Origin of the sequence: Saccharopolyspora montiporae, assembly GCF_015209505.1 — a bacterium.
GTDB lineage: Bacteria > Actinomycetota > Actinomycetes > Mycobacteriales > Pseudonocardiaceae > Saccharopolyspora > Saccharopolyspora montiporae.
This window is the reverse complement of sequence record NZ_JADEYC010000007.1, coordinates 233,371-254,233: the sequence shown is the minus strand read 5'-3', so window position 1 is coordinate 254,233 and position 20,863 is coordinate 233,371. Positions and strand designations below refer to the sequence as shown.

Here is a 20,863-nt window from a genome sequence, read left to right as displayed (position 1 = left end):
GTGGCCACGCCCATCGTGCCTTCCTGCGCCGGTGCAACCGCGGGTTCGGAACGCACAGGATAGCCACCACGGACGACAGGCCGGAGGCGATTCAGGGCGGGGGAGGTCCGGTGGTCGTCCCGGGACGCAGGGTAGTGGTGAGCCGGACCGGATCCGGGGTGGTCCCGGACAGCAGGGATACCACCATCCGCCCGGCTTCCCGGCCCTTGCCGGTCATGGGTTGCTGCACGGTGGTCAGCTCCAGCGGGCGCAACCACGGCACGTCGATCCCGTCGAAACCGGCGACGCTCACGTCGTCGGGCACGGTGAACCCGGCCGTGCGGGCGGCTTGGACGACACCGGCCGCGAGCAGGTCGCTCTGCGCGACGATGGCGGTGGGGCGCCGCGGTGAGTCCAGCAGCGCGTGACCGGCGCGCTCGCCCTCCTCGACGAGCCCGCTGGCGGTTTCCCACGTCGGAACTCGGTGCCCAAGGGTGTCCTCGACCCCGCGGAGCCGGTCGGACCAGGTCGGGAGTTCGGTGCGCCCGCGTCGTTGGTCATCGACCCACCCACCGGGGCCCGGCGGCTGCGAGGCCGGCAACGTCACCACCCCGAAGTCGCGGTGGCCCAGGGCGAGCAGGTGCCGGGTGAGCGCGGCGCTGGCGTCGTAGTTGTCGATCTGCACGGTGGGCGCGTCCGGGATGCGCGGGCCCTCCACCACGACCAGCGGAACTCCCCGGGCGTGCAGCGAGGCCAGCGCGGGCTCGTCGGTGCTGCTGCAGCTCTCCACCACCGCGGCGTCCAGCGGGGCCTTGGCGACCTGGTCCGGCGGCGGGCCGGTGTGCTCGCCGCTGCCGGACAGCAGCAGTGGTGCGCACCCGGCCGGGGTGAGCTCGTCGGTGAGCCCGTCCAGCAGCGCCACCGTCACCGGGTCGCGGAACGCGTAGCGGAGCCGTTCGCCGATGAGCACGCCCACGATCCCGGACCTGCCCTGGCGCAGCGAGCGCGCGAGCGGATCCGGGCCGGTGTAGCCGATGCGGGCCGCCGCCCGGTGCACCTTCTCCCGCGTGGCCGCCGAAACCGGGCCCGCGCCGGAGAACACCAGCGACGCGGTCGACAGCGACACCCCGGCCTGCGCGGCGACCTGCGACAGCGTCGGCCGCCCCGTTCCCGCAGCCATCCGTGCTCCCTTGACCCGTTCCGGTGGTGGCTGAATACTACGCGCCGACCGTTGATCGAATCGTTTCGACCGCACCGGCCGGTGCGCGCGGTAGCCACCGACCGACCGGGCCGGGAGCGGGACACCGACGAAGGAGTCGCATGTCCACGAACGAGATCGACCGCCGCACCTTCGGCAAAGCCGCGGGCATCGCCGGACTGACCGCGCTGGCCTGGAGCCCGGCCACCGCCGCGCAAGCCGCGGGCGAACCCGTCACCACCACCTCGCCGGACGGCACCATCACCGCGCACTTCCGGGTGCGCGACGGACGACCCGAGTACTCGATCACCTGCGGCGAGCAGGTCGTGCTGGACTGGTCGGGCATGGGCTTCGAGCTCGGCGGCGGGATGCGGCTGGGCGAAGCGGCCGAATTGCTGGCCACCGCGGCCGACGAGCTGGACGAGACCTGGCAGCCGGTATGGGGTTCCCACGAGGAGATCCGCAGCCACTGCCGCAGCACCGTGCTGCACCTGCGCGAGCAGATCGAGTTCACCGTCGAGTTCCGCGTTTTCGACGACGGCGTGGGATTCCGCTACTTCTTCGTGCCGCAGCCGGGATTCGGCGACTTCGAGGTCCTCGACGAGTTCACCGAGTTCCGGTTCACCGCCGACCACACCGCGTGGTCCACGCCGGCCAACTACGACTCGGTCGAGTACCTGCACACCGAGACGCCGCTGAGCGAGGCGGGCGGATTGCACCCCTGGCAGGAGTCCCGCGACGACGCCGAGCGGCTCGGCGATCTGGCGACCCCGCTGACCCTGCGCCTGGCCGACGACCTGTACCTGGCGGTGCACGAAGCGGCGTTGTTCAACTACCCGGACATGACGCTGACCAAGATCGACGGCGGGCCGAGCCTGCGCAGCGCGCTGGTCCCGCGCAAGGGCGAAGGCAGGCGCAAAGCCCTGCTGCGCGCGCCGTTCCCCACGCCGTGGCGGACCTTCCTCATCACGCGGACCCCCGGCGAGTTGGTGGAGTCGAGTCTGGTGCTCAACCTCAACGAGCCGTGCGCGATCGAGGACACCTCGTGGATCCGGCCGGGCACGTTCACCGGGATCTGGTGGGAGATCCACAAGGGTCGCAACACCTGGATCGAGGGTCCCGACCTCGGCGCCACGACGGAGAACACGCTGCGCGCCATCGATTTCGCCGCCGACAACCAGGTCCCCTACGTGGTGGCCGAGGGGTGGAACAAGGGCTGGCAGACCGGCGGCGACTTCGGCGATGACCAGGACTTCCTGACGCCGAACTCGCAGTTCGACCTGCAACGGGTGCTCCACCACGCCCGCGAGCGCGGCGTCCAGTTCCTCGCGCACAACGAGACCGGCGGCGGCATCGACAACTACGAGCAGCAGATGGACCGCGCCTTCGCGATGTACGAGGAACTCGGCATCCCCGGCATCAAAACGGGCTATGCCGGGGACATCGACGCGCACTACCACCACGACCAGTGGATGGTGAACCATTACCAGCGCGTGATCCACAAGGCGGCCCGGCACCGCCTGATGATCAACGCGCACGAGCCGATCAAGGGCACCGGGATCGAGCGCACCTACCCCAACTTCGTGACCCGCGAAGGCGCCCGCGGCATCGAGTACGACGCGTGGTCGCAGGGCAACCCGCCCGAGCACACGGTCACCCTGCCGTTCACCACGATGCTGGCCGGCCCGTTCGACTACACGCCGGGGATCTTCGACATCACCTGGTACCCGCCGCAGAGCCCGCAGGACGACCACGGCACGGACAACGACGGCACCCGCGTGCACACCACCCGGGCGCACCAGCTGGCGCTGTACCCGGTGCTACTCAGCGGGATGCAGCAGCTGGCCGACGTCCCCGAGCACTACACGGACGTGCCGGAATTCGAGTTCCTGCGCGGGATTCCGGCCAGCTGGGACGAGACCCGCGTGCTGCAGGGCGAGATCGGGGACTACATCACCATGGCCCGCCGCAGCGGTGCGGACTGGTACGTCGGGACGCTGACCGACGAGCAGGCCCGCTCACTGCAGGTTCCGCTGGACTTCCTCGGTGAGGGCGGTTACGTCGCCGAGGTGTACGGCGATGCCGCGGAAACCGACCTGGACACCAATCCGCACGCGGTGCGCATCGAGCGATGGCTGGTCGACGCGGCGACCGTGGTGCCCGCGGAGCTGACCCGCGGCGGCGGGCACGCGATGCGGATCTCGCCCGCGGGCCCGGACGACACCGGGACGGCCGCCCACCCGTGACGGGGGCGGGCGCGTGCATCCCCCCACGAAAGCACGCGCCCGCGCGCCGGGCCCCTGGGCGAGGGCCCGGCCGTCATCCGCCCGGTACCAGCGCGCGAGCGGCCTGCGGCACGCACGTGCAGGTCACCGGTAGCGGTGCGAACAGCTCGCCGTCGGCGAAACCGGTAATGTCCGGTGTGGACAGCCGAACGCTGCGCGCGCGGTAGGTCGTCACCTCCGGGTGGTCCAGGTGCGCGCCGGAGTAGATCGTGGGCAGCAGCTTCAGGACCTTGGCGCGCGGCCCGTGTGCGATGACCGTGATGTCGAGCAGCCCGTCGTCGAGGTCGGCGTGCGGACAGATCCGCATCCCGCCGCCGTAGGTCGGGCCGTTGCCCACCGCCACCAGCATCGCCTGCACGTCCAACCGCTCACCGTCGAGCTCCAGCAGGTAGTCCCGCGGGCGCATCGCGGCGAGTTCGGTCACCAGCGCCGTGTGGTAGCGCAGCGCCCCTCGCGGGAAGCTCAGCCGGTTGGTGCGTTCGCTCACCTTGGCGTCGAACCCGCCGGCGAAAACGGTGCCGAACCAGCGGTTCCCGGCCCGGCCCAGGTCGATCCCGCGCACCTCGCCGCGGGAAACGACCCGCGCGGCCGCTTCCGGGTCGTGCAGCGGGATTCCCAGCATCCGGGCGTGGTCGTTGCCGGTCCCGGACGGGATCACGCCGAACGGAACCGGTGTGCCCGCGACCGCCTGCAGCACGAGGTTGACCAGGCCGTCCCCACCGCAGGCCACCAGCGCGCCCGTGCCGCGCGCGACCGCCTGCCGGGCCAGCTCGGCCGACTCCGCGGCATCCCGGCCGACCAGGACGGTGACCGCGATCCCGGACGCGCGCAGGTGTTCCAGCGCGCGCAGGGCGACCGCCGCGCTGCGCCCGCGCCCGGAGCGCGGGTTGACCAGCAGGCTGATCTCGGTGCTCACGGGATCAGCTTGCCGGGGTTGAGCACTCCGGCGGGATCGACGGCGGACTTGACCGCGCGCAGCACGTCCACCCCGAGTTCGCCGACCTCCTCGGTCATCCACGCCCGGTGATCCAACCCCACCGCGTGGTGGTGGGTGATGGTGGCCCCGCACTCGGCCATCGCCGCACCGGCGGCCTGCTTGGCGTGGCGCCACTGCGCCACCGGATCCGCACCGCGCGCGCAGGCCACGGTGAAGTACAGCGAAGCGCCGGTGGGGTAGACGTGCGAGATGTGGCACATGATCAGCGGCGGAGTGCCGTGCTGCTGCAGCGATTCGGTCAGCGCGGCGTGCACGGCGGAGTAGGTGGCGTCCAGATCGGACCAGCCGGTGGCGGTCTCCAGGGTCTCGGCCAGCGCGTTGACGTCGAGCAGCGCATCGCGCAGGTAGGGCCCGTGGTAGCGGCCGCGCGCCCAGTCCTCGGCCGGTTGCGGGCCCAGACTGGTGCCGCCGACCCGGCCCAGCAGATCCGCGGCGCGTTCGCGGGTGGCGACCCGGGCGCCTTCGTAGCGGGTGACCAGCAGGCAGCCCCCGGACGGCCCCTCCGCACCGACGTCGTGCGCCAGCGCGAGGTTCAGCCCGGTCTCGGTCTCGTCGGACAGCCGGGCCACGGTGGGCAGCGCTTCGTCCTGGGCCAGCGCGCGCAGCGCCCGCGAACCGGTGGCGAAATCCGGGAAGGACCACGCCTCGGACACGATCTCCTGCGGTGTGGGCTGCACGCGCACGGTCACCTCGGTGATCGTGCCCAGCACCCCTTCCGAGCCGAGGAAGAGTTGGCGCAGGTCCGGTCCGGCCGCGGAGGCGGGGGCGCGACCGAGGTCGAGCGTGCCGCGCGGCGTGGCTACCCGCATGGCCACCACCATGCCGTCGAACCGGCCGTAGCCGGCCGAGGCCTGCCCGGAGGAGCGGGTGGCCGCGAAGCCGCCGATGGTGGCGTGCTCGAAGCTCTGCGGGAAGTGGCCGAGGGTGTATCCGCGCGCGCCCAGCAGCGCTTCGGCTTCCGGCCCGCGCAACCCGGCCTGCAGCGTCGCGGTGCGGGACTCCTCGTCCAGTGCCACCAGGGCGTCCAGCCGGCGCAAGTCCAGGGTGATGACCGCGCGCAACCCCGCGCCGTCGGGTTCGAGCCCGCCGACCACGCTGGTCCCGCCGCCGAACGGGACCACCGCCACGCCCTGTTCGGCGCAGCGGGCCAGCACCGCGCACACCTCGTCGTGGTCGGCGGGCAGCACGATCGCGTCCGGTGCGGATTCGGCGTCGCCGCCGCGGCGGCGCAGCAGGTCCGGGGTGCTCTTGCCGCCGGTGCGCAGCAGTCGGGCGTCGTCGTCGGTGCGGACGTGCTCGTCGCCGACGGCTTCCGCCAGCGCGGCGCGCACGTCGGCGGGCAGCGCGGACGGGCGGAGCCGAACCTCGGACCGCGGCACCGAGGGCGTGTCGCGGTGCGGGACGCCGAGCCCTTCTTCCACCAGGGCGCGCACGGCAGCGGGCAGCGGGCTGGCGGCGTCGGCCGTGCCCCAGGCGTTCCACACCGGGTCCGGGGTGCGGCGATCAGGTTCCGTCATGCGTTACAGTTTTACATGTGCCGTCAATGCGTAACGATGAGGCCATCCTGGATGCCGCCGAGCAGACCGTGCTCGCGGTCGGCATGCGGCGCACCACGCTGGCCGAGATCGCCCGCCGCGCCGGGGTGAGCCGGCCGACGGTCTACCGGCGCTGGGCCGATGTGCGGACGCTGACCGCCGACCTGCTCACCCGGGAGTTCGTCGCTCTGCTGCCCGGCGCCGAAGCCGGCGCCCCGCGCGAATCGGGCGTCGACCGGATCGTGCGCACCGTCGCCGCCGCCCGCGCGCACCCGCTGCTGCGCAAGATCCTGGAGACCGATCCGGAACTGCTCACCACCTACGTCTTCGACCGCCTGGGCACCAGCCAGCAGCACATCCTCGACCTGCTCGCCGCGGAGATCCGGCGCGGCCAGGGCGACGGCACGGTCCGCACCGGCGAACCGGCCGAACTGGCCGCCACGGTGCTGCTGGTGGCGCAGTCCGCGGTGCTGTCGGCCCGCATCGTGGCCGAGGTCCTGCCGCCGGACCGGCTCGACGCCCAGTTGCGCGCGGTGCTGGAGTCCTACCTGCGTCCCGAGGAGTGATCCCGATGTCTTCGCTCAACGCCGATCAGCGCACCCGAGACCTGGCCGACCTGGCCGATCGGGGAGTGGTCGACGTCCTCGTCGTCGGTGGTGGTATCACCGGCGCGGGAGTCGCGCTCGACGCGGCCTCGCGCGGTCTGCGCACCGCGCTGGTGGAGAAGCGCGACCTGGCTTTCGGCACCAGCCGGTGGAGTTCGAAGCTGGTGCACGGCGGCTTGCGCTACCTGGCTTCCGGGGATGTCGGGATCGCCTACGAGAGCGCGCTCGAACGCAGCATCCTGATGCGGCGCACCGCTCCGCACCTGGTGCGCCCGTTACCGCAGCTGGTTCCGCTGGTCAGCGGGGTCGCGGCCCGGCAGGCCGTGCTGACCGGGATCGGTTTCCTGGCCGGCGACCTGCTGCGCCGCAGCGCGCGCACGCCGAGTGCGGTGCTGCCCGCCCCGCGGCGGGTCCCGGCCGCGCAGGTGCGCCGGATGGTGCCCGCGATCCGGCAGGACCGGCTGCGCGGCGCCCTGCTGTCCTGGGACGGGCAGCTCACCGACGACGCGCGGCTGGTGGTCGGCGTGGCCCGCACCGCCGCGGCGCACGGCGCGCAGGTGCTCACCCGGTGCGCGGCCGAGCAGGTCACCGGGGACGGTGCCGTGCTGCGCGACGAGCGCACCGGGGAGACCACCCGGATCCGGGCCCGTGCGGTGATCAACGCCGCCGGGGTGTGGGCCGGTGAGGTCGCGCCGGGCCTGCGGCTGCGGCCGAGTCGCGGAACTCATCTCGTGGTGGACGATTCCGCGTTCGGCGGACTGGATGCCGGGCTGACGGTGCCGGTTCCGGGAACGACCAACCGCTACGTGTTCGCGCTTCCGGCCGGGTACGGCCGCGCCTACGTCGGGCTCACCGACGAGGAGCAGACCGGCCCCGTCCCGGACGTGCCCGCGGCCACCACCGAGGAGGTCCGGTTCCTGTTGCGCACGATCAACTCGGCGCTGGCCCGGCCGATCCGGGACGCCGACGTGCTGGCCACCTTCTCCGGGCTGCGCCCGCTGCTCGACGGCGGCGACGGCGACAGCGCCGACCTCTCGCGCAGCCACGCGGTGCGCACCGACGACGCCGGCATCGTCAGCGTCGTCGGCGGCAAACTCACCACCTACCGCACGATGGCCGAAGACGCGGTCGACGCCACCGGGCTACCCGCGCGGCCGTGCCGGACCCGCGATCTGCCGCTGCTCGGCGCCGCGAGTCCGCGACAGCTGTCCACAGTGGATGCGCCGCTGCCGCTGGTGGCACGGTACGGGACCGAAGCCCCGGCCGTCGTCGCCACCGCCGGCGGGGACGAGCGCCTGCTCGAACCGATCGAGGGCCTCGGCATCACCCCGGCCGAGCTGCACTACGCGGTACGGCACGAAGGTGCCCTCGACGTCGAGGACCTCCTCGACCGCCGCACCAGGATCGGACTCGTCGCCGCCGACCGGGAACGCGCAAGGCCCGCGGCGGAACGAGCCCTGCACGAGGCGCCCACCGGCCGCTGAAATGCCCCGCCCCCGCGTTCCCGGTAGCCGCGCGCACGCGTCGGCACCGGGCGGCGGGAGGGGCGCCGTCCGCCGTTGGGACCCCGTCACCCCGGGTAGGCGGCAGGAGATGTGTTCGCAGGCGAAAGCTCGATCCGGAAACCGAGCACGCGGCCGGGACCGGGCCGTCGGCCTCGCCGCCGGACTGGCCGCTGCCGCCGGCATCGGCCTCTACCGCAAGGTGCGCGCGGCCGCGGGCCGGAATCCCCACGCCGGACGTCGAACCCAATTCCTGGGAGACCGGCCGCACCGTGCAGACGCGCGCCGCGGACGTCGTCGTCGACCGCGATCACCGCTAGCCGGTCCGCTCCTGCGCCGCGTCAGCGCTGCGATCCGCCGTCGTCCTCGCGCTCTCGCACGTTGCGCCACGCGCGGCGGTGTTCCCGCCGGCGCTGCTCGGCCATCTCACGCGCGACGAGTTCCTCCTGGCGCGGCGTCGGATGGCCTTCCCCCATGGCCATCTCGGCCTCCAGCATCTCCTGCTCCTCGGCGGAGACCGATTCCGCCGCCTCCTGCTCCTCGGGCGCCGGGCGCTTGCTGCCGAGCGGGTGCGCGCGCCGGTACGGGTTGTCCGGCGGCAACCCTCCGGACAGGCGCCCGTACGCGCCGAGGAACCCGAGCGCGAGCCCGACGACCAGGCTGAACACGATATTGGAGAAACCGAACGCGAAGATGTTCCAGCCGGTGCCGAGCACCGCCAGGTGCACGAGCCCGGAAACCAGGAAGAGACCACCCGCGGCCATCGCCACCGTCGACGAGATCGGATCGCCCCACCACGCGGCGACGAGGAGGACCAGCCCCACCACGACGGAAACCGTGGCCAGGGCGCCGTTGGTCCCCAAGCCGAGCACCACGTCGCCGTCGCCCCCGAACAGCGACGAAGCGCTGGCGAAGCCCAACGCCCCGAACACGCACAGGAAGACACCCAGCAACGCCGCCCCGACGCGGTGAACGAGGTGCACGGGATGTCTGCGCGGAGCTTCGGTCGTCATCTCGCCTCCTCCGACAGGGGGCACGACTCGCAGCCCGCATCATTCCCCGCCGTGCCGCGCGGGTAAACACGCGAAGCCGGCTCGCGCGCTCGGCGGAGTGGTGGAAAAGCCCCCGATCGCTACCGTGGACGCGTGGCGGCGCATCCGAGAACGAGCCCGTTCCCCCGGCGCCGGGTCCCGGGCGTCGTCGCGGTGATCGTGCTCAGCGCAGGACTGCTGCTGTGGGTCAAGTGGATCCCGTACGGCAGCCAGGTCACCGAGCTCACCGGCACCGGCTCGTGGGACGGGTCGGACGTCCTGCGCACCGGTGGTGTGCGAGCGGGTGATCCACCGAGTTGGTCAGCCGCGATCAGCTTCACCACCGCCTACGTCGCGGCCGTCGGCGAGGCGCTGCTGGCCGCGCTCGTGATCAGCGCCGCTGTGCAAGCCTGCCTGCCACCGGACTGGACGGCGCGATTGTTCACCCGGCGCAACGGCCTCGGCGCGGCGGCGGCGGGCAGCGCGCTGGCGACCCCGGGCATGCTGTGCACCTGCTGCGCGGCTCCGGTGGCGGCGACGCTGCGCCGGCACGGCGCCCCCACCTCGGCGGTTCTCGCGTACTGGCTGGCCAATCCGCTGCTCAACCCGGCCGTCCTGGCGTTCCTGCTGCTCGTGGCCCCGTGGCAGTGGAGCTTGGTGCGCGTGGTGTTCGGGGTGCTGCTCGCGGTCGGCGCTGCCGCGCTCGCGGCACGTCTCGTCCCGGCGACCGCTCCCGCGGTAGTCGGCAACGACGTTCCTGCGCCGCGCGAATGGCCGATGCGTTTCCTGCGCGCGTTGACCCGGACCAGCATCACCGTGCTGCCGGAGTACCTGGTGGTGGTCATGCTGCTGGGTGCGACGCGGGGCTGGCTGCTGTCCGCGGTCGGTACCGGGCCCGGGGTCGCGGCCGTACTGGTGGCCGCGGTGGTGGGCACCCTGCTGGTCCTGCCCACTGCCGCCGAAATCCCGATCCTGCAGGCGCTGGCCCTGGCCGGTGCCCCGCCGGCGGTGATCGGTGCGCTGCTGATCACCCTGCCCGCGGTGAGCGCCCCGGGGATGGCGGTGCTCGCCGCGGCGCTGGGTTGGCGCAGCACGGTCGTCACCGCGCTGCTCGTGGCACTCGGCGGTGTCGCGGCCGGCGGCGTGCTCGCGCTGCTGTGACACCGTGGCCGCGGAGGTCCTCGGTCGTTGCTTCCACCCTGCCGGTGCCCGAGGATGTGCTCGTCTCTGAACGCCGGCTCCCGGAATGCGAGAGGCGATGCGCCCGGACACCTACACGCACGGCCACCACGAGAGCGTGCTGCGCGCGCACCGCTGGCGCACCGTGCAGAACTCCGCCGCCTACCTCGCCCCGTGGCTGGGTCCGGGGACCGACGTGCTCGACGTCGGGTGCGGTCCGGGCTCGATCACGGTCGATCTCGCCGAACGCGTCGCCCCCGGACATGTCGTGGGGCTGGACAATGCCGACGCCGCGCTGCGCGCCGCCCGCGCCGCGACCACCCGAGCCGGAATGTGCAACACCTCGTTCACCGGCGCAGACATCTACCGGTTGCCGCACGCCGACGCGTCCTTCGACGTCGTGCACGCCCACCAGGTGCTGCAGCACCTCACCGATCCGGTCGCCGCGCTGCGCGAGATGCGCCGGGTGTGCCGACCGGATGGGGTGGTGGCGGCGCGCGATGCGGATTACGGCGGGATGCGGTGGTCGCCGGACGACGAAGGGCTGGACCGGTGGCTGACGCTCTACCACGCCATCGCCCGGCACAACGGCGCGTCTCCCGACGCCGGACGCCACCTCAAAACCTGGGCGATGGCAGCGGGATTCGCCGAGACCACCTGCAGCGCCACAGCCTGGTGCTTCAGCACGCCCGAGGACAGGTCCTGGTGGGGCGGGCTGTGGGCCGACCGGGTCCGCGAGTCGTCGTTCGCGACGCAGGCGCTCGCGCAGGGCCGCGCCGACTCCGCCGAACTGGACCGACTGGCCGCGGCCTGGCACGCGTGGGCGGCCGACGACCGGGGCTGGTTCCTCGTGCCGCACGGCGAGATCCTCGCCCGACCGGGAAACGATTGACGCAACGGGATCCGCGTCCGGCCGCTCCGCCGCGGGCATCGAGCACGCTGCGGAAGCAGCTCGGCACCGAGGCCCCGCTCGGTTCTTGTCAGGATTGCGAGAACTCCGTGGCTGCGCGCCACGTCGGGTACTGGCAGGGGCGTTGCTGCACTGGAGCAACGTGTCTCGGAGGGCACTGCTCCGGTCGTGGGAAATCCAGTATCGCTTCCTGACCCGCCCGTGTCGGGATGCCGACCACGCGGCCGCTGGGTACACGCCCGCAGCACCCGCGCCGGGTCCTTTGTGGCTGGTCACCGGCCCGCAGCGGGGGTGTTGACCGTGTCGCGGTGACCGCGCACCGTGACAAGCGACCGAACGCCCCGGAATCCAGGATCGGGGGACATTTTCCTGGTGCTGTGGCGCGGTTTTCACACCCACACCCCGCCCTTGGGGTTGTGCCCCCGCGTGGTTGATTCAGGTTGGTGCATGAATGAGCTACAGTACGGGCACATCGCACACGACGAACAGGCGCACTATGCACCATCCTCCTGCGAAATACATGGTAGCCGCATGCGCAGGGTTCATTTTTCTCGTTTCAGTGGTACTATCATCTCGGCGGGTAATCACTCTGATCGGCGAGTCAACCCCTTGGGGAATAGTTTCTTACTCGGCCTTCCTCGTTTTGGCGGCTGGAGCAGCTTACTTCATAGTTCGTGTAATCGATACATTAGTAAAATCGATTACGTTTAGTTCCAAGCGCAGCAAGGCCGGGATTGCGGTATATGCATTATTTGGAATTGGTTCGTGGTTCTTGTACGCTGCACGGTCTTACTCGGCCGGGATTGCGCAGGAGGCCCCTTTTGCTTGCTCTCTAGCTGCGATTCAAGTGTTCTTCTTCGTAGGAATCAATCGGAAACTTTACTGATCTCTTCGATAAAACCTGACAGGTCACTCGCGCACTTGTCCACGTCCTGGTCGGAGATCATTCATGATCGTCGATCGCTCCCTCGAACCACCCAAGGCAGACCCCCGGGCGTCGGGAACTTGTGGTAATCCAAGGAAGACGGAGAAGGTAGCCGTTTCGGCCGTGCCCTTCGCGTTCCCGTAGCAGCGGGCAAGCCCGGCCAGCAGGAGTCCGTGCGGACAACCCAGTGCCGGGTCCCACCACCTCTGACCAGGGGCCACGCTTCTGCTTCCCAAGCTGAGAAAGCGGATTCGATCCCCGTCATCCGGTCCAAGAAGTTTTCCCGCCATACCGGCACTTGTCGGGCGCCTGCTCGGCTGCACGTCGGTGACGGTGGGCAGCTCGGTGGTCGCCGGTCACCTCGGCCGGGCGAGGAGCCGGGCTGCTGCGGTGCACGCTTCGTCGGTGATGATGTGCTCCGCGCCCGGGTCGATGCGCAGGTCGACGTGCGCTCCCGATCGCCGCAGCACCTCCGCGGTGTCGGCGACCCGCTGCGGCGGCACCCAGGGATCCCGGTCGACGGTGCGCAGCAGCGCGTCCACCCCGCGCAGCGCCGGTTCGGGTGGGGGAGCGCCATCGCCGTCGGGGCCGAGGTAGCCACCGGTGAACAGGATGATCCCGCCGAACCGCGCGCGGGCCCGGGTGAGCGCGTAGTGCGCCAGCAGGCAGGCGCCCTGCGAAAACCCCCACAGCACCGTGCGTTCCGGTGGGAAGCCCCGATCGGCCAGCAGACGGGTGCAGCCGGCGAGCACGTCCAGCGAATCCTCCAGCGCCGGCTGGTTGTCCGCAGGCGGATCGCGGAACGAGCCCGGATACCAGCTGCCGCCCGCGGCCCGCGGAGCGTGGAAGCGCACCGGCAGATCGCCGAATCGCAGGGCGGTCCGCTGCAGGAAGTCCGGTCCCTGACCGCGTCCGTGCACCGCGAGCACGGCTCGTTCGGCATCCGCCGGGTCCGCGCCCCATTCCAGCAGCGGACCCGTCCCGGCTTCCGCGGTCACGGTGCTTCCTGCAGGTCGAGGAACACCCACCCGGACCGCGGTGCCAGTCCGGACAGCCACTTGCCGCAGTTCTGCAGCGCCACCGGACCTGAGGTGACGTGCTGGGTTCCCGCGTGCAGATCGCGGAAGAGCGCTGCAGCGCCCCTCGGCGCAGGGCAGTGGTCCCGGCCCACTTGTGCACGGCCCGGCCGACGGCGTGCGCCGACCACGTGGTGTGGTTGAGCATCAAGCGGGTGATCGTCTCCTGCTCGGTGCTGAGCGGTTCGCCGCGGTCCAACGTCGCCTCGTTGTCCGCCCACACCTCCATCGCCCACGCGCGCGCCGCCCGCAGCCGGGCTTCGGCCAGGGCGTACTCGGCGTGGAACTGCCCGGTGTCCACGGTCGCGCCCGGTGCACCGGACTTGCTGACGGCCAGCGCGCGCATCTCGTCCAGCAGGCGGCGGCCGACGCCCAGCGCCCACGCCGTGTGGCATACCCCGGCCATGTTCGCCAAGCCCATCCGGTAGATCGCGCCGCCGTTGCGCACGTCCATCGTGCTGCTCGGGTACGCGTAGCCCTCCGGCACGAACAGGTCCTGGCAGGTGTAGTCGATGCTGCCGGTGGCGCGCAGCCCCATGACGTCCCAGTTGTCCACCAGCGTGGCCTGCTCGACCGGCAGGGTGAGGATGAGAGTCTCGCCGGTTTCCGCGCACAGCGCGGCGGTGTGCACGTGGCTGGCCATCGAGATCCCGGAGGCGAAGTGCCAATGCCCGCTGATCCGGTAGCCGCCGTCGGTGCGCACCGCGGTGCCGAATTTGGTGCCCTGACCGGCGACCAGCGCGTGCCGTCCGCCGCGCACGTCCGGGAACAGCTCGGCGGCGGCCGGCCGCCCCAGGTACGCGGCCGTCGTCCCGGTGATCATCTGCAGCGCCATGAACACCCAGCCGGACGAGGCATCCGCGTAAGAGATCCGCGTGACGGCCTCGATCACTTGGCGCGGGGAGAACTCGTCACCGCCCAGTTCCCGGGGGATCCCGATCCGCAGGGCGCCGCTGTCGCGCAGGGCCTCGGCCGCTTTGTCGGTGAGCCGTCCGAACTCCTCGCCGCGCTCCGCCTCGTCCTGCAGCACTGCGGCGATGCCGTCCAGGCGGGTCAGGACGGCATCGAACTCATCACTGATGTGCAGCTGTCCCATGTCCCCTCCTACGGGGTGATCGGTTCGAGCCGGTCGAGGATCTCGCGGCGCCGGTGCTCGAAGTGCTCGGGCAACTGGAACCGGGTACCGAGCTCCTGCGGGGATTCGTCGCAGGTCCACCCGCCGTCCTCGTGCGTGATGGCGAGTTCGAACAGCGCGCCGCCCGGTGTGCGGATGTAGGTGCTCTTGAAGTACTTGCGGTCCTTGATCTCCGAGATGTCGGTGTATCCCTGGCCTTCCAGCTCGAACTTGACGTCGTTCTGGTTGGCCGCCGTGTCCACGTTCCAAGCGAAGTGGTGGCAGGTCCCGGCCCCGAAACGCCAGGTGCCCTGATCATCGGTGCGGTTGGCGGTGATCTCCAGGTGGTTGCCGTGCGCGGCGGTGCCCACCTGCAGCGCGGCGACGTCGCCCTCCTCGGTCAGTCGGCCGTGCGCGTGGAACGACTCGTCGGCGAACTCCACCATCCGGTCCGGGCTCGCCACGTGCACGCCCACCCCGTGCAGGCCGTGGATGGCGTGCTCCTGCGGCACGCCGTAGCCGGTGTGACCGATGCGCTCATCGCCGTTGTTGCCGACGAAGACGTACTCGATGCCGGACGGGTGGCGGAACGCCAGGCGCCGCTGCTCGAAACGCTGCACATCGGCGACTTCGACGTCGTGCTCGCGCAGCCGCCGCTGCCAATAGTCCATCGACGCGTGCGGGATCGACAGCAGCACTTCGCGCGCCTGGTTCGTGCCCCGTTGCCCGGTGACGCCGGCCTTCGCCCAGGGGAACGTGGTCAACACGCTGGACGGGTCGCCGCGCGCGTTCGTGTAGTAGAGGTGGTAGATCGGTACCGACCCGTCGAACAGCACGGTGCGCTTGATCAGGCGCAGCCCGAGGATCTTGACGTGGAAGTCGACGTCGTCCTGGGCGTACCCGACCGACAGGGTCACGTGGTGCGAGCCTTCGACGTAGGCCATGTGTGGTCTCCCGGTTGCGGTGTGCTCCCGGTTCCGACGCTACGAATCGGCCCGGCACCGGGGCATTGCGCGAGCGCGCACAGTGCTGTCGCACCCCCGCACGCCTTGACGGTGATCTGCATCACGTGGTTACGGTACTGCAGGGCGCTGCCTGGAGCGGCGCAACGACCGTGGAGGCGACGATGGTGTCCGTCGCGGAGCACGCCGCCGATCTCGCGCCGAGCCCCGGTGAACCGGAGGTGGCGTTCGGGTCGTGGAAGCGCGCCGTGCGCCGGGATGTCATGCACTTCCACTTCGACTGCCCCCGGCCCGGTTCGTTCACCGGGGTGATCAGTAACCGGCACCTGGCCGGGATCAACTTCATCAACATGTGCTGCGGCAAGCACGCCGCGTACCGGGACGCCGCCGCGATCACCGAGTCCGACACCGACTCGTACGTGCTGACGCTGCAACTGTCCGGGCGGCTGCGGCTGACCCAGGACGACCGGCTCGCGGTGCTCGACCCGGGCATGTTCGCGCTCTACGACTCGTCGAAACCCGCCACCATCGTGGCCAGCGATGACTACCAGTCGACCTGTATCCGGTTCCCGAAGCGGCACCTCGACCCGCACCCGCCGGACGTCCTGGCCGCGATCACCGCCACCCCCTTCGACTACGCCCCGGGCTTGAGCGCCGCCGTCTGGGACGTGCTGATCAGCCTGAACCGCAACCTGCTCGCACTCGGCGAGTGCGCGCCGGCCGCCGTGCGCAGCGCGATGGACCTCGTGCGCACCCTGCTGTGCGCCGAGCTCGCAGTCGGGACGACCCCGCGGGCCGACCTGGTGCAGTGCATCGACCAGCACATCGAGCAGCACCTCGGCGATCCGGACCTGACCCCGGCGCACATCGCCCGCGCCCACCACATCTCGCCGCGTTACCTGCAGCAGCTGCTGCAGCGCACCGGGACCAGTCCGGCGCGGTCGATCCGGCGCAGGCGCATCGAGCGGTGCTGCCGGGATCTCGCCGATCCCGCGATGAGCAACACGACCGCGGCGAGCATCGGTGCGCGCTGGGGTTTCCCGAGCCCACCGCACTTCAGCCACGCGTTCAAACGGGAAACCGGGCGAACCCCCGGCGAATACCGCACGCGAGCGGAGCGCCACAACGAGCGCTGAACCGTCCGCAATGGACACCCCTCCGCCGGGTCTGGTCCTGCCGGGCGGTGCACTAGGCTGCGGGGCAACAGGGGAGGAGGGGGACCGTGGCCGCCGCGCAGGAGATCGGCAAGGAACCCGGCAGTCCGCTGGGCGAGCAGGTGCGCCGCGCATTGCGGGCACGGATCGCCGAAGGCCGGTTGCAGCCGGGCGACCGCATCTACGAGCAGGACATCGCCGCGGAGTTCGGGGTCTCCCGCGTCCCGGTCCGCGAAGCCATCCGCCGCCTGCAGGGCGACGGTCTCGTGGAGGTGCGCGACCGCCGCCGCGGGGTGTTCGTGCGCAGCCTGGGACGCCGCCAGATCGAGGAGCTGTTCGACGTGCGGGAAGCGCTGGAGGCGCTGGCCGCGGAACGCGCTGCCGAACGCGCCGGTCCGGATGGTGCCGCGCGGCTCGGCGCGCTGGTGGAGCAAGCCCGCCGATCGCTGCAGCGCGGTGATCTGGCTGCGATGACCGAGGCCAACGCCGCCTTCCATGACGAGCTCGTCGCGGCCTCCGGGCACGAGCTGTTGGCCGGTGTGCTGGAACCGCTGCACGGCCGGCTGGCCTACCTGTTCCGGTTGAACCGGGAACCCGAGCGAGTCTGCGCCGAGCACGAGCAGCTGCACGAGGCCATCGCGGCGGGGGATGCCGCGCGAGCCGGTGCGCTCGCCCGCGCGCACGCGGCCGCGAGCCGCCGGATGGTCCTCGACGATCTGGGCTGACGAGCTGAGTAGCCCCCGCGGTCGATCGGGCCGGCGGGAGGTGTCAGCCGCCCGGCGTCCGCGCAGCCGGTCACCCGGCCCGCGGCGGCCAGTTGGTGAACCGCTTCGGGCGCACGGGCGCGTAGCTGCGCACCTTGGACGTGCGCAAACCCAGGCGCACCAGCGATTCGGCGGTGGTCACGGCCGCGGTCACCCCGTCCACGACCGGAGCGCCGGTGCGTTCCAGCACCCGGTCGGCGAGCCCGGCCATACCGCCGCAGCCCAGGCAGATGACCTCGGCGTGGTCCTCGCGCACCGCCCGGAGCGCCTGCTCGGCAATGGCTTCCACAGCGGCATCCGGGTCCCGGTCGAGGTCGAGCACCGCCAGCCCGCTGGCCCGCACCGAGGCGCAGCGGGCGGTCAGCCCGGCCGTGGCCAGCCGGTCCTCGATGAGCGGCACCGTGCGGTCCAGGCTGGTCACCACCGAGTAGCTGCGCCCGAGGAACTGCGCGGTGCTCGCCGACGCCTCGGTGATGTCCACCACGGGCACCTCGACCAGTTCCTGCAGCGCTTCCCGCCCGTGTTCCCCGTATCCGGCCTGGATGACCGCGTCGAAGGGCTCGGCGTGGGTCCGCACGGCTTCGAGCACCGCGACCGCGGCGAGGTGGCTCTCGTAGTAGCCCTCCACGGACTCGGCGCCGAACGGCGGTGTCACCGGCACGATCTCGGTGTCCGGTGCGGCGACGGCGGCGGCCTGCCGGCCGATGGAGTCGGTGATGGCCTGCGTGGTGTTCACGTTGACGACGAGAATGCGCATGCTCGGGTCCTCTTGCCGGTTTCGGGTGTGCTGGGGCGTCATTCCGGGGCCACGGCGATCGGTTCCCCGTCCACGTCCTGCGCCGGGTGCGGGCGCCGATCGCTGATCAGCAGGTAGGACAGCGCACCCAGCAGCGCCCCGATGAACCAGGAGAACCCGGCCAGCGCGCTGAAGGCGGGCACCAGCGCCAGCACGACGGAGATCGCCGCGGACGGGATGAAGGCCCAGACGGCCTTCGGGTTGTAGCCGCGCCGGTAGTGGTATTCGCCCGCCGCGTCCTCGGTGTAGAGGTCCGGGATGTTCACCTTCGCCCGGCGCAGCAGCCAGTAATCGGCGGTGATCACCCCGAACAGCGGACCGAGCAACGCCCCGAGCCCGCCCAGGAAGTAGTTCACCACCACCGGGTTGTCGTAGAGGTTCCACGGCAGGATGGCCAGCCCGATCACCGCGCTGAGCACGCCGGCACGGCGGAAGTTCAGCTGCCGCGGGAAGAGGTTGACCAGCACGTAGATCGGCGCCACGAAGTTGGCCAGCAGATTCACCGCGATGGTCAGCACCACGAGCGCCAGCGAGGCGGCGGCCAGCAGCGCCGTGTTCGGGATGGTCTGCACGATGTCGGTGGGGCTGGTGATCACCCGCCCGTCGAGCGAGAACTGCGCCCCGCTGAGCACGATGACGATCCCGGCGAAGAACAGCATGTTCACCGGGATGCCGATCAGGTTCCCGCGCACGATCGCGCGCCGGCTCGTGGCCGAGCGGGTGAAGTCGCAGAAGTTGAGCACGAACGTCCCGTAGATGACCACCCACAGCGCCGCGCCTTCGAAGATGTGCCGCCACATCGCGCCGCCGGTCAGCGGCTGGTCGGTGGACAGGGCGATGGAGCCGCCCGCGCGCACGAACAGCCAGATCGCCAAACCGCACATCGTGATCAGCGTGATGGGCGCGGCCACCGCCATGTACCTGCGGATGACGTGCATCCCGTAGCTGACGATGAGCACCTGCACCGCCCACAACGCGAGGAAGGTGATCCAGCCCAGGCCGGACAGCCCCAGGAACGACATCTCCTGCAGCGGTTGCGCCGCCGGGAACAGCGCCAGGACCAGCGCGTCGAGCACCGCGGAGGCCAGGTAGGTCTGGATGCCGAACCACGCGATGGCCACCAGGCCGCGCACGGCGGCCGGGATCTGCCCGCCGCTGGTGCCGAAGGCGATGCGGCTCAGCACCGGGAACGGCACGCCGGTCTTGTGCCCCATGTAGCCGGACAGCGTGAGCAGCAGGAACAGCACGGCCGAGGCGAGGATGAAGGCGAGCAGGATGCCCCACACGTTGAGCCCGAGCGCGAACAGGCCGATCGCGAAGGTGTAGTTGCCGAGGCTGTGCGCGTCGTTGGCCCACAGGGTGAAGACGTTGTACGTCCCCCAGCGGCGGCCGGTCTTCGTGGTGGGCGCCAGATCGTAGCTGTACAGGCGGGGGCTGGGCGGTGCCGCGGCGGCGGAACCGGGTGGGGCGTCCGGGAGTTCGCTGGGCATCGCGCTGTCTCCGGTCTCCGGGCGGGCTGGGTGTGCTGCGCAATCGGTACCCGACGTAATGCGGTTAATTCCGTATTACGAAAGTATACTTTTGCGATGCGAGGGAAATTAGTGCTCGGTCCGTGCCCAGTCAAGAGATCGCCGCGCCGGAGACGTGCGCGGCACCCGGGCCGCGGCGATGACCCGGGAGCCGGAGCAGGTCGCTCAGCGGTGCCAGAACAGCATTTCCGGATCGGCGGCGTTGGGTCCGTCCAGGATCGGTTGCGGCCGGTCCCGCAGGTGCCGGTCGAGGAAGGCCGCCACGTACCGGTTCGCGAGCTCGGCGCTGCGCGCTCCCGGCAGCGGCTCGCCCGGGTACTGGATGCCGTTCTGATTGGCCAGCATGTTCACGTCGGTCGCCGAACCGTGCCCGGAACCGCGCATCGTGATCCAGCGCTTCCAGCCGTGCAGGCGCTGCCACGTCTCGTCCCAGCTCGATTCGAGTTCACTGCCCGGGTTGTGGTGCTCGGCGCCGAGCATGAGGAACGGGCGGTGCAGTCCCTCGTCCGGCAGCGGTGCCGGAAACGTGCCGTCGAGGTTGACGCCCGCGTCGATGCGCGGATCGGTGGCCATCGCCTCCGCTGCGCTCGCCCCGCCGATGGAATGGCCGACCATGGCGATCCTGCGCTCGTCGATGAGCGTGCTGAAGCGCGGATGTCCGGTGAGTTCGTCGAGCACGAACCGCGCATCCACGGCCCTGCCGCGCGCGACCGCCCCCATGTCGTCGGTGTGGCACGCCACGCACGGAGTGACCCGCCCGTCCGGGAATTCGGTGCCGGCGGACTCGTGGTTGTGCCCGATCGCGGCCACGACGTAACCGCGGCTGGCGAGGTCCTCGGCCATCCCGGTCAACAGCGCCCGCGGGTAGGAGTGCCCCGGCGAGAGCACCACCAGTGGATGCCCGTTCGGTGTGCGCAGCGCAGGGGCGTGGTCGCGGGCGTGCGTGCCGACCGTGCTCAGCACGTCGGCCGGCTCGAACGGGGTTCCGCCGTAGTCCGCCTGCAGCTGCACGAACCGGCGCGACTCCTCGGCGCTCAGGTACCGGGCCGGTTTCGTGCCCGGCCCCGCCGCCGGGTACCAGGTGGTGACCATCAGTTCGCGCGGTTGATCGGGCACCCACGGGTCCGGACGCGATGCGTCCCGCACGTGCAGGACGTCGGTGCCGACCGGATGGGAGCCGGTCGGCGGCGGCAAGGCGAGATCGGTGGGTTGTGCTGCGGTCGCGGAACCCAGCGGTGCGGTCAAGGCCAGCAGTGCTGCTGCAAGGGCGATTCCGGTGCGGCGAAGGGACATCCGGCTACTCCGTCTTCGGCGGTGGTGAT

Annotated in this window: 17 protein-coding genes and 1 pseudogene; 7 read left to right on the top strand and 11 right to left on the bottom strand. The window is 71.3% G+C overall.

All coding sequences use genetic code 11. The features are described 5' to 3' along the window. Window positions 1–91: 91 nt before the first annotated feature. On the bottom strand, window positions 92–1,159 hold the full coding sequence (locus IQ251_RS04850; protein ID WP_193927207.1) for a LacI family DNA-binding transcriptional regulator: 1,068 nt from the start codon (window positions 1,157–1,159) through the stop codon (window positions 92–94). Between the two features lie 140 nt (window positions 1,160–1,299). Between IQ251_RS04850 and IQ251_RS04845 the strand changes: the two genes are divergently transcribed. Next, window positions 1,300–3,423 (top strand): glycoside hydrolase family 97 protein, encoded by a 2,124-nt coding sequence (locus IQ251_RS04845; protein WP_193927206.1) that lies wholly within the window; start codon window positions 1,300–1,302, stop codon window positions 3,421–3,423. Window positions 3,424–3,496: 73 nt separating this feature from the next. On the opposite strand, the gene IQ251_RS04840 is transcribed toward IQ251_RS04845, so the two are convergent. Together IQ251_RS04840 and IQ251_RS04835 are read right to left on the bottom strand one after the other, a co-directional pair. Beyond that, on the bottom strand, window positions 3,497–4,378 hold the full coding sequence (locus tag IQ251_RS04840) for a diacylglycerol kinase (RefSeq protein ID WP_193927205.1): 882 nt from the start codon (window positions 4,376–4,378) through the stop codon (window positions 3,497–3,499). Continuing rightward, window positions 4,375–5,976, bottom strand: coding sequence for an FAD-binding oxidoreductase (locus tag IQ251_RS04835; protein WP_193927204.1), 1,602 nt, complete (start codon window positions 5,974–5,976; stop codon window positions 4,375–4,377). Before IQ251_RS04835 ends, IQ251_RS04840 begins: the two co-directional genes overlap by 4 nt. Window positions 5,977–6,002: 26 nt before the next feature. On the opposite strand from IQ251_RS04835, the gene IQ251_RS04830 reads away from it, so the two are divergent. Continuing rightward, window positions 6,003–6,560 (top strand): TetR/AcrR family transcriptional regulator, encoded by a 558-nt coding sequence (locus IQ251_RS04830; RefSeq protein ID WP_193927203.1) that lies wholly within the window; start codon window positions 6,003–6,005, stop codon window positions 6,558–6,560. A gap of 5 nt (window positions 6,561–6,565) precedes the next feature. Then, a complete protein-coding gene (locus tag IQ251_RS04825) occupies window positions 6,566–8,083 on the top strand; it encodes a glycerol-3-phosphate dehydrogenase/oxidase (RefSeq protein ID WP_193927202.1) in 1,518 nt (505 codons plus the stop codon). Window positions 8,084–8,442: 359 nt separating this feature from the next. Here IQ251_RS04825 and IQ251_RS04820 read toward each other — a convergent pair whose 3' ends face one another. After that, window positions 8,443–9,114: a DUF4383 domain-containing protein gene (locus tag IQ251_RS04820; RefSeq protein ID WP_193927201.1), complete on the bottom strand. Its 672-nt coding sequence runs from the start codon at window positions 9,112–9,114 to the stop codon at window positions 8,443–8,445. A 132-nt stretch (window positions 9,115–9,246) separates the two neighbouring features. Between IQ251_RS04820 and IQ251_RS04815 the strand changes: the two genes are divergently transcribed. Together IQ251_RS04815 and IQ251_RS04810 are read left to right on the top strand one after the other, a co-directional pair. After that, complete coding sequence (locus IQ251_RS04815) at window positions 9,247–10,293, top strand: permease (protein WP_193927200.1); 1,047 nt, start codon at window positions 9,247–9,249, stop codon at window positions 10,291–10,293. An 85-nt stretch (window positions 10,294–10,378) separates the two neighbouring features. Beyond that, the gene (locus tag IQ251_RS04810) at window positions 10,379–11,203 is read left to right on the top strand and encodes a methyltransferase domain-containing protein (RefSeq protein ID WP_228046105.1); all 825 of its coding nucleotides are present in this window, start codon (window positions 10,379–10,381) and stop codon (window positions 11,201–11,203) included. Window positions 11,204–12,502: 1,299 nt separating this feature from the next. Here IQ251_RS04810 and IQ251_RS04805 read toward each other — a convergent pair. From IQ251_RS04805 to IQ251_RS04795, 4 genes and pseudogenes are all read right to left on the bottom strand, one after another. Then, window positions 12,503–13,144: an alpha/beta hydrolase gene (locus tag IQ251_RS04805; protein WP_193927199.1), complete on the bottom strand. Its 642-nt coding sequence runs from the start codon at window positions 13,142–13,144 to the stop codon at window positions 12,503–12,505. Further along, entirely contained in the window at window positions 13,141–13,317 is a 177-nt protein-coding gene (locus IQ251_RS19630; protein WP_228046104.1) for a hypothetical protein, read from the bottom strand. Before IQ251_RS19630 ends, IQ251_RS04805 begins: the two co-directional genes overlap by 4 nt. Window positions 13,318–13,334: 17 nt before the next feature. Further along, window positions 13,335–13,568: pseudogene (locus IQ251_RS19625) on the bottom strand (acyl-CoA dehydrogenase family protein); the annotation flags it as partial. 758 nt (window positions 13,569–14,326) lie between these two features. After that, window positions 14,327–15,280: a VOC family protein gene (locus IQ251_RS04795; RefSeq protein WP_193927198.1), complete on the bottom strand. Its 954-nt coding sequence runs from the start codon at window positions 15,278–15,280 to the stop codon at window positions 14,327–14,329. A 182-nt stretch (window positions 15,281–15,462) separates the two neighbouring features. Between IQ251_RS04795 and IQ251_RS04790 the strand changes: the two genes are divergently transcribed. Together IQ251_RS04790 and IQ251_RS04785 are read left to right on the top strand one after the other, a co-directional pair. Beyond that, a complete protein-coding gene (locus tag IQ251_RS04790) occupies window positions 15,463–16,434 on the top strand; it encodes a helix-turn-helix domain-containing protein (RefSeq protein WP_193927197.1) in 972 nt (323 codons plus the stop codon). A gap of 86 nt (window positions 16,435–16,520) precedes the next feature. Then, on the top strand, window positions 16,521–17,177 hold the full coding sequence (locus tag IQ251_RS04785) for a GntR family transcriptional regulator (RefSeq protein WP_193927196.1): 657 nt from the start codon (window positions 16,521–16,523) through the stop codon (window positions 17,175–17,177). 70 nt (window positions 17,178–17,247) lie between these two features. Here the strand turns inward: IQ251_RS04785 and IQ251_RS04780 are convergent, their stop codons facing one another. The 3 genes from IQ251_RS04780 to IQ251_RS04770 form a co-directional block, all read right to left on the bottom strand. Beyond that, window positions 17,248–17,973 carry an aspartate/glutamate racemase family protein gene (locus IQ251_RS04780; RefSeq protein ID WP_193927195.1) on the bottom strand — a complete coding sequence of 242 codons (726 nt, stop codon included), beginning with the start codon at window positions 17,971–17,973 and terminating at the stop codon, window positions 17,248–17,250. Window positions 17,974–18,011: 38 nt separating this feature from the next. Then, window positions 18,012–19,502, bottom strand: a complete 1,491-nt coding sequence (locus IQ251_RS04775; RefSeq protein ID WP_193927194.1) for an NCS1 family nucleobase:cation symporter-1 — start codon at window positions 19,500–19,502, stop codon at window positions 18,012–18,014. A 204-nt stretch (window positions 19,503–19,706) separates the two neighbouring features. Continuing rightward, complete coding sequence (locus IQ251_RS04770; protein WP_193927193.1) at window positions 19,707–20,834, bottom strand: alpha/beta hydrolase family protein; 1,128 nt, start codon at window positions 20,832–20,834, stop codon at window positions 19,707–19,709. Window positions 20,835–20,863 lie beyond the last annotated feature (29 nt).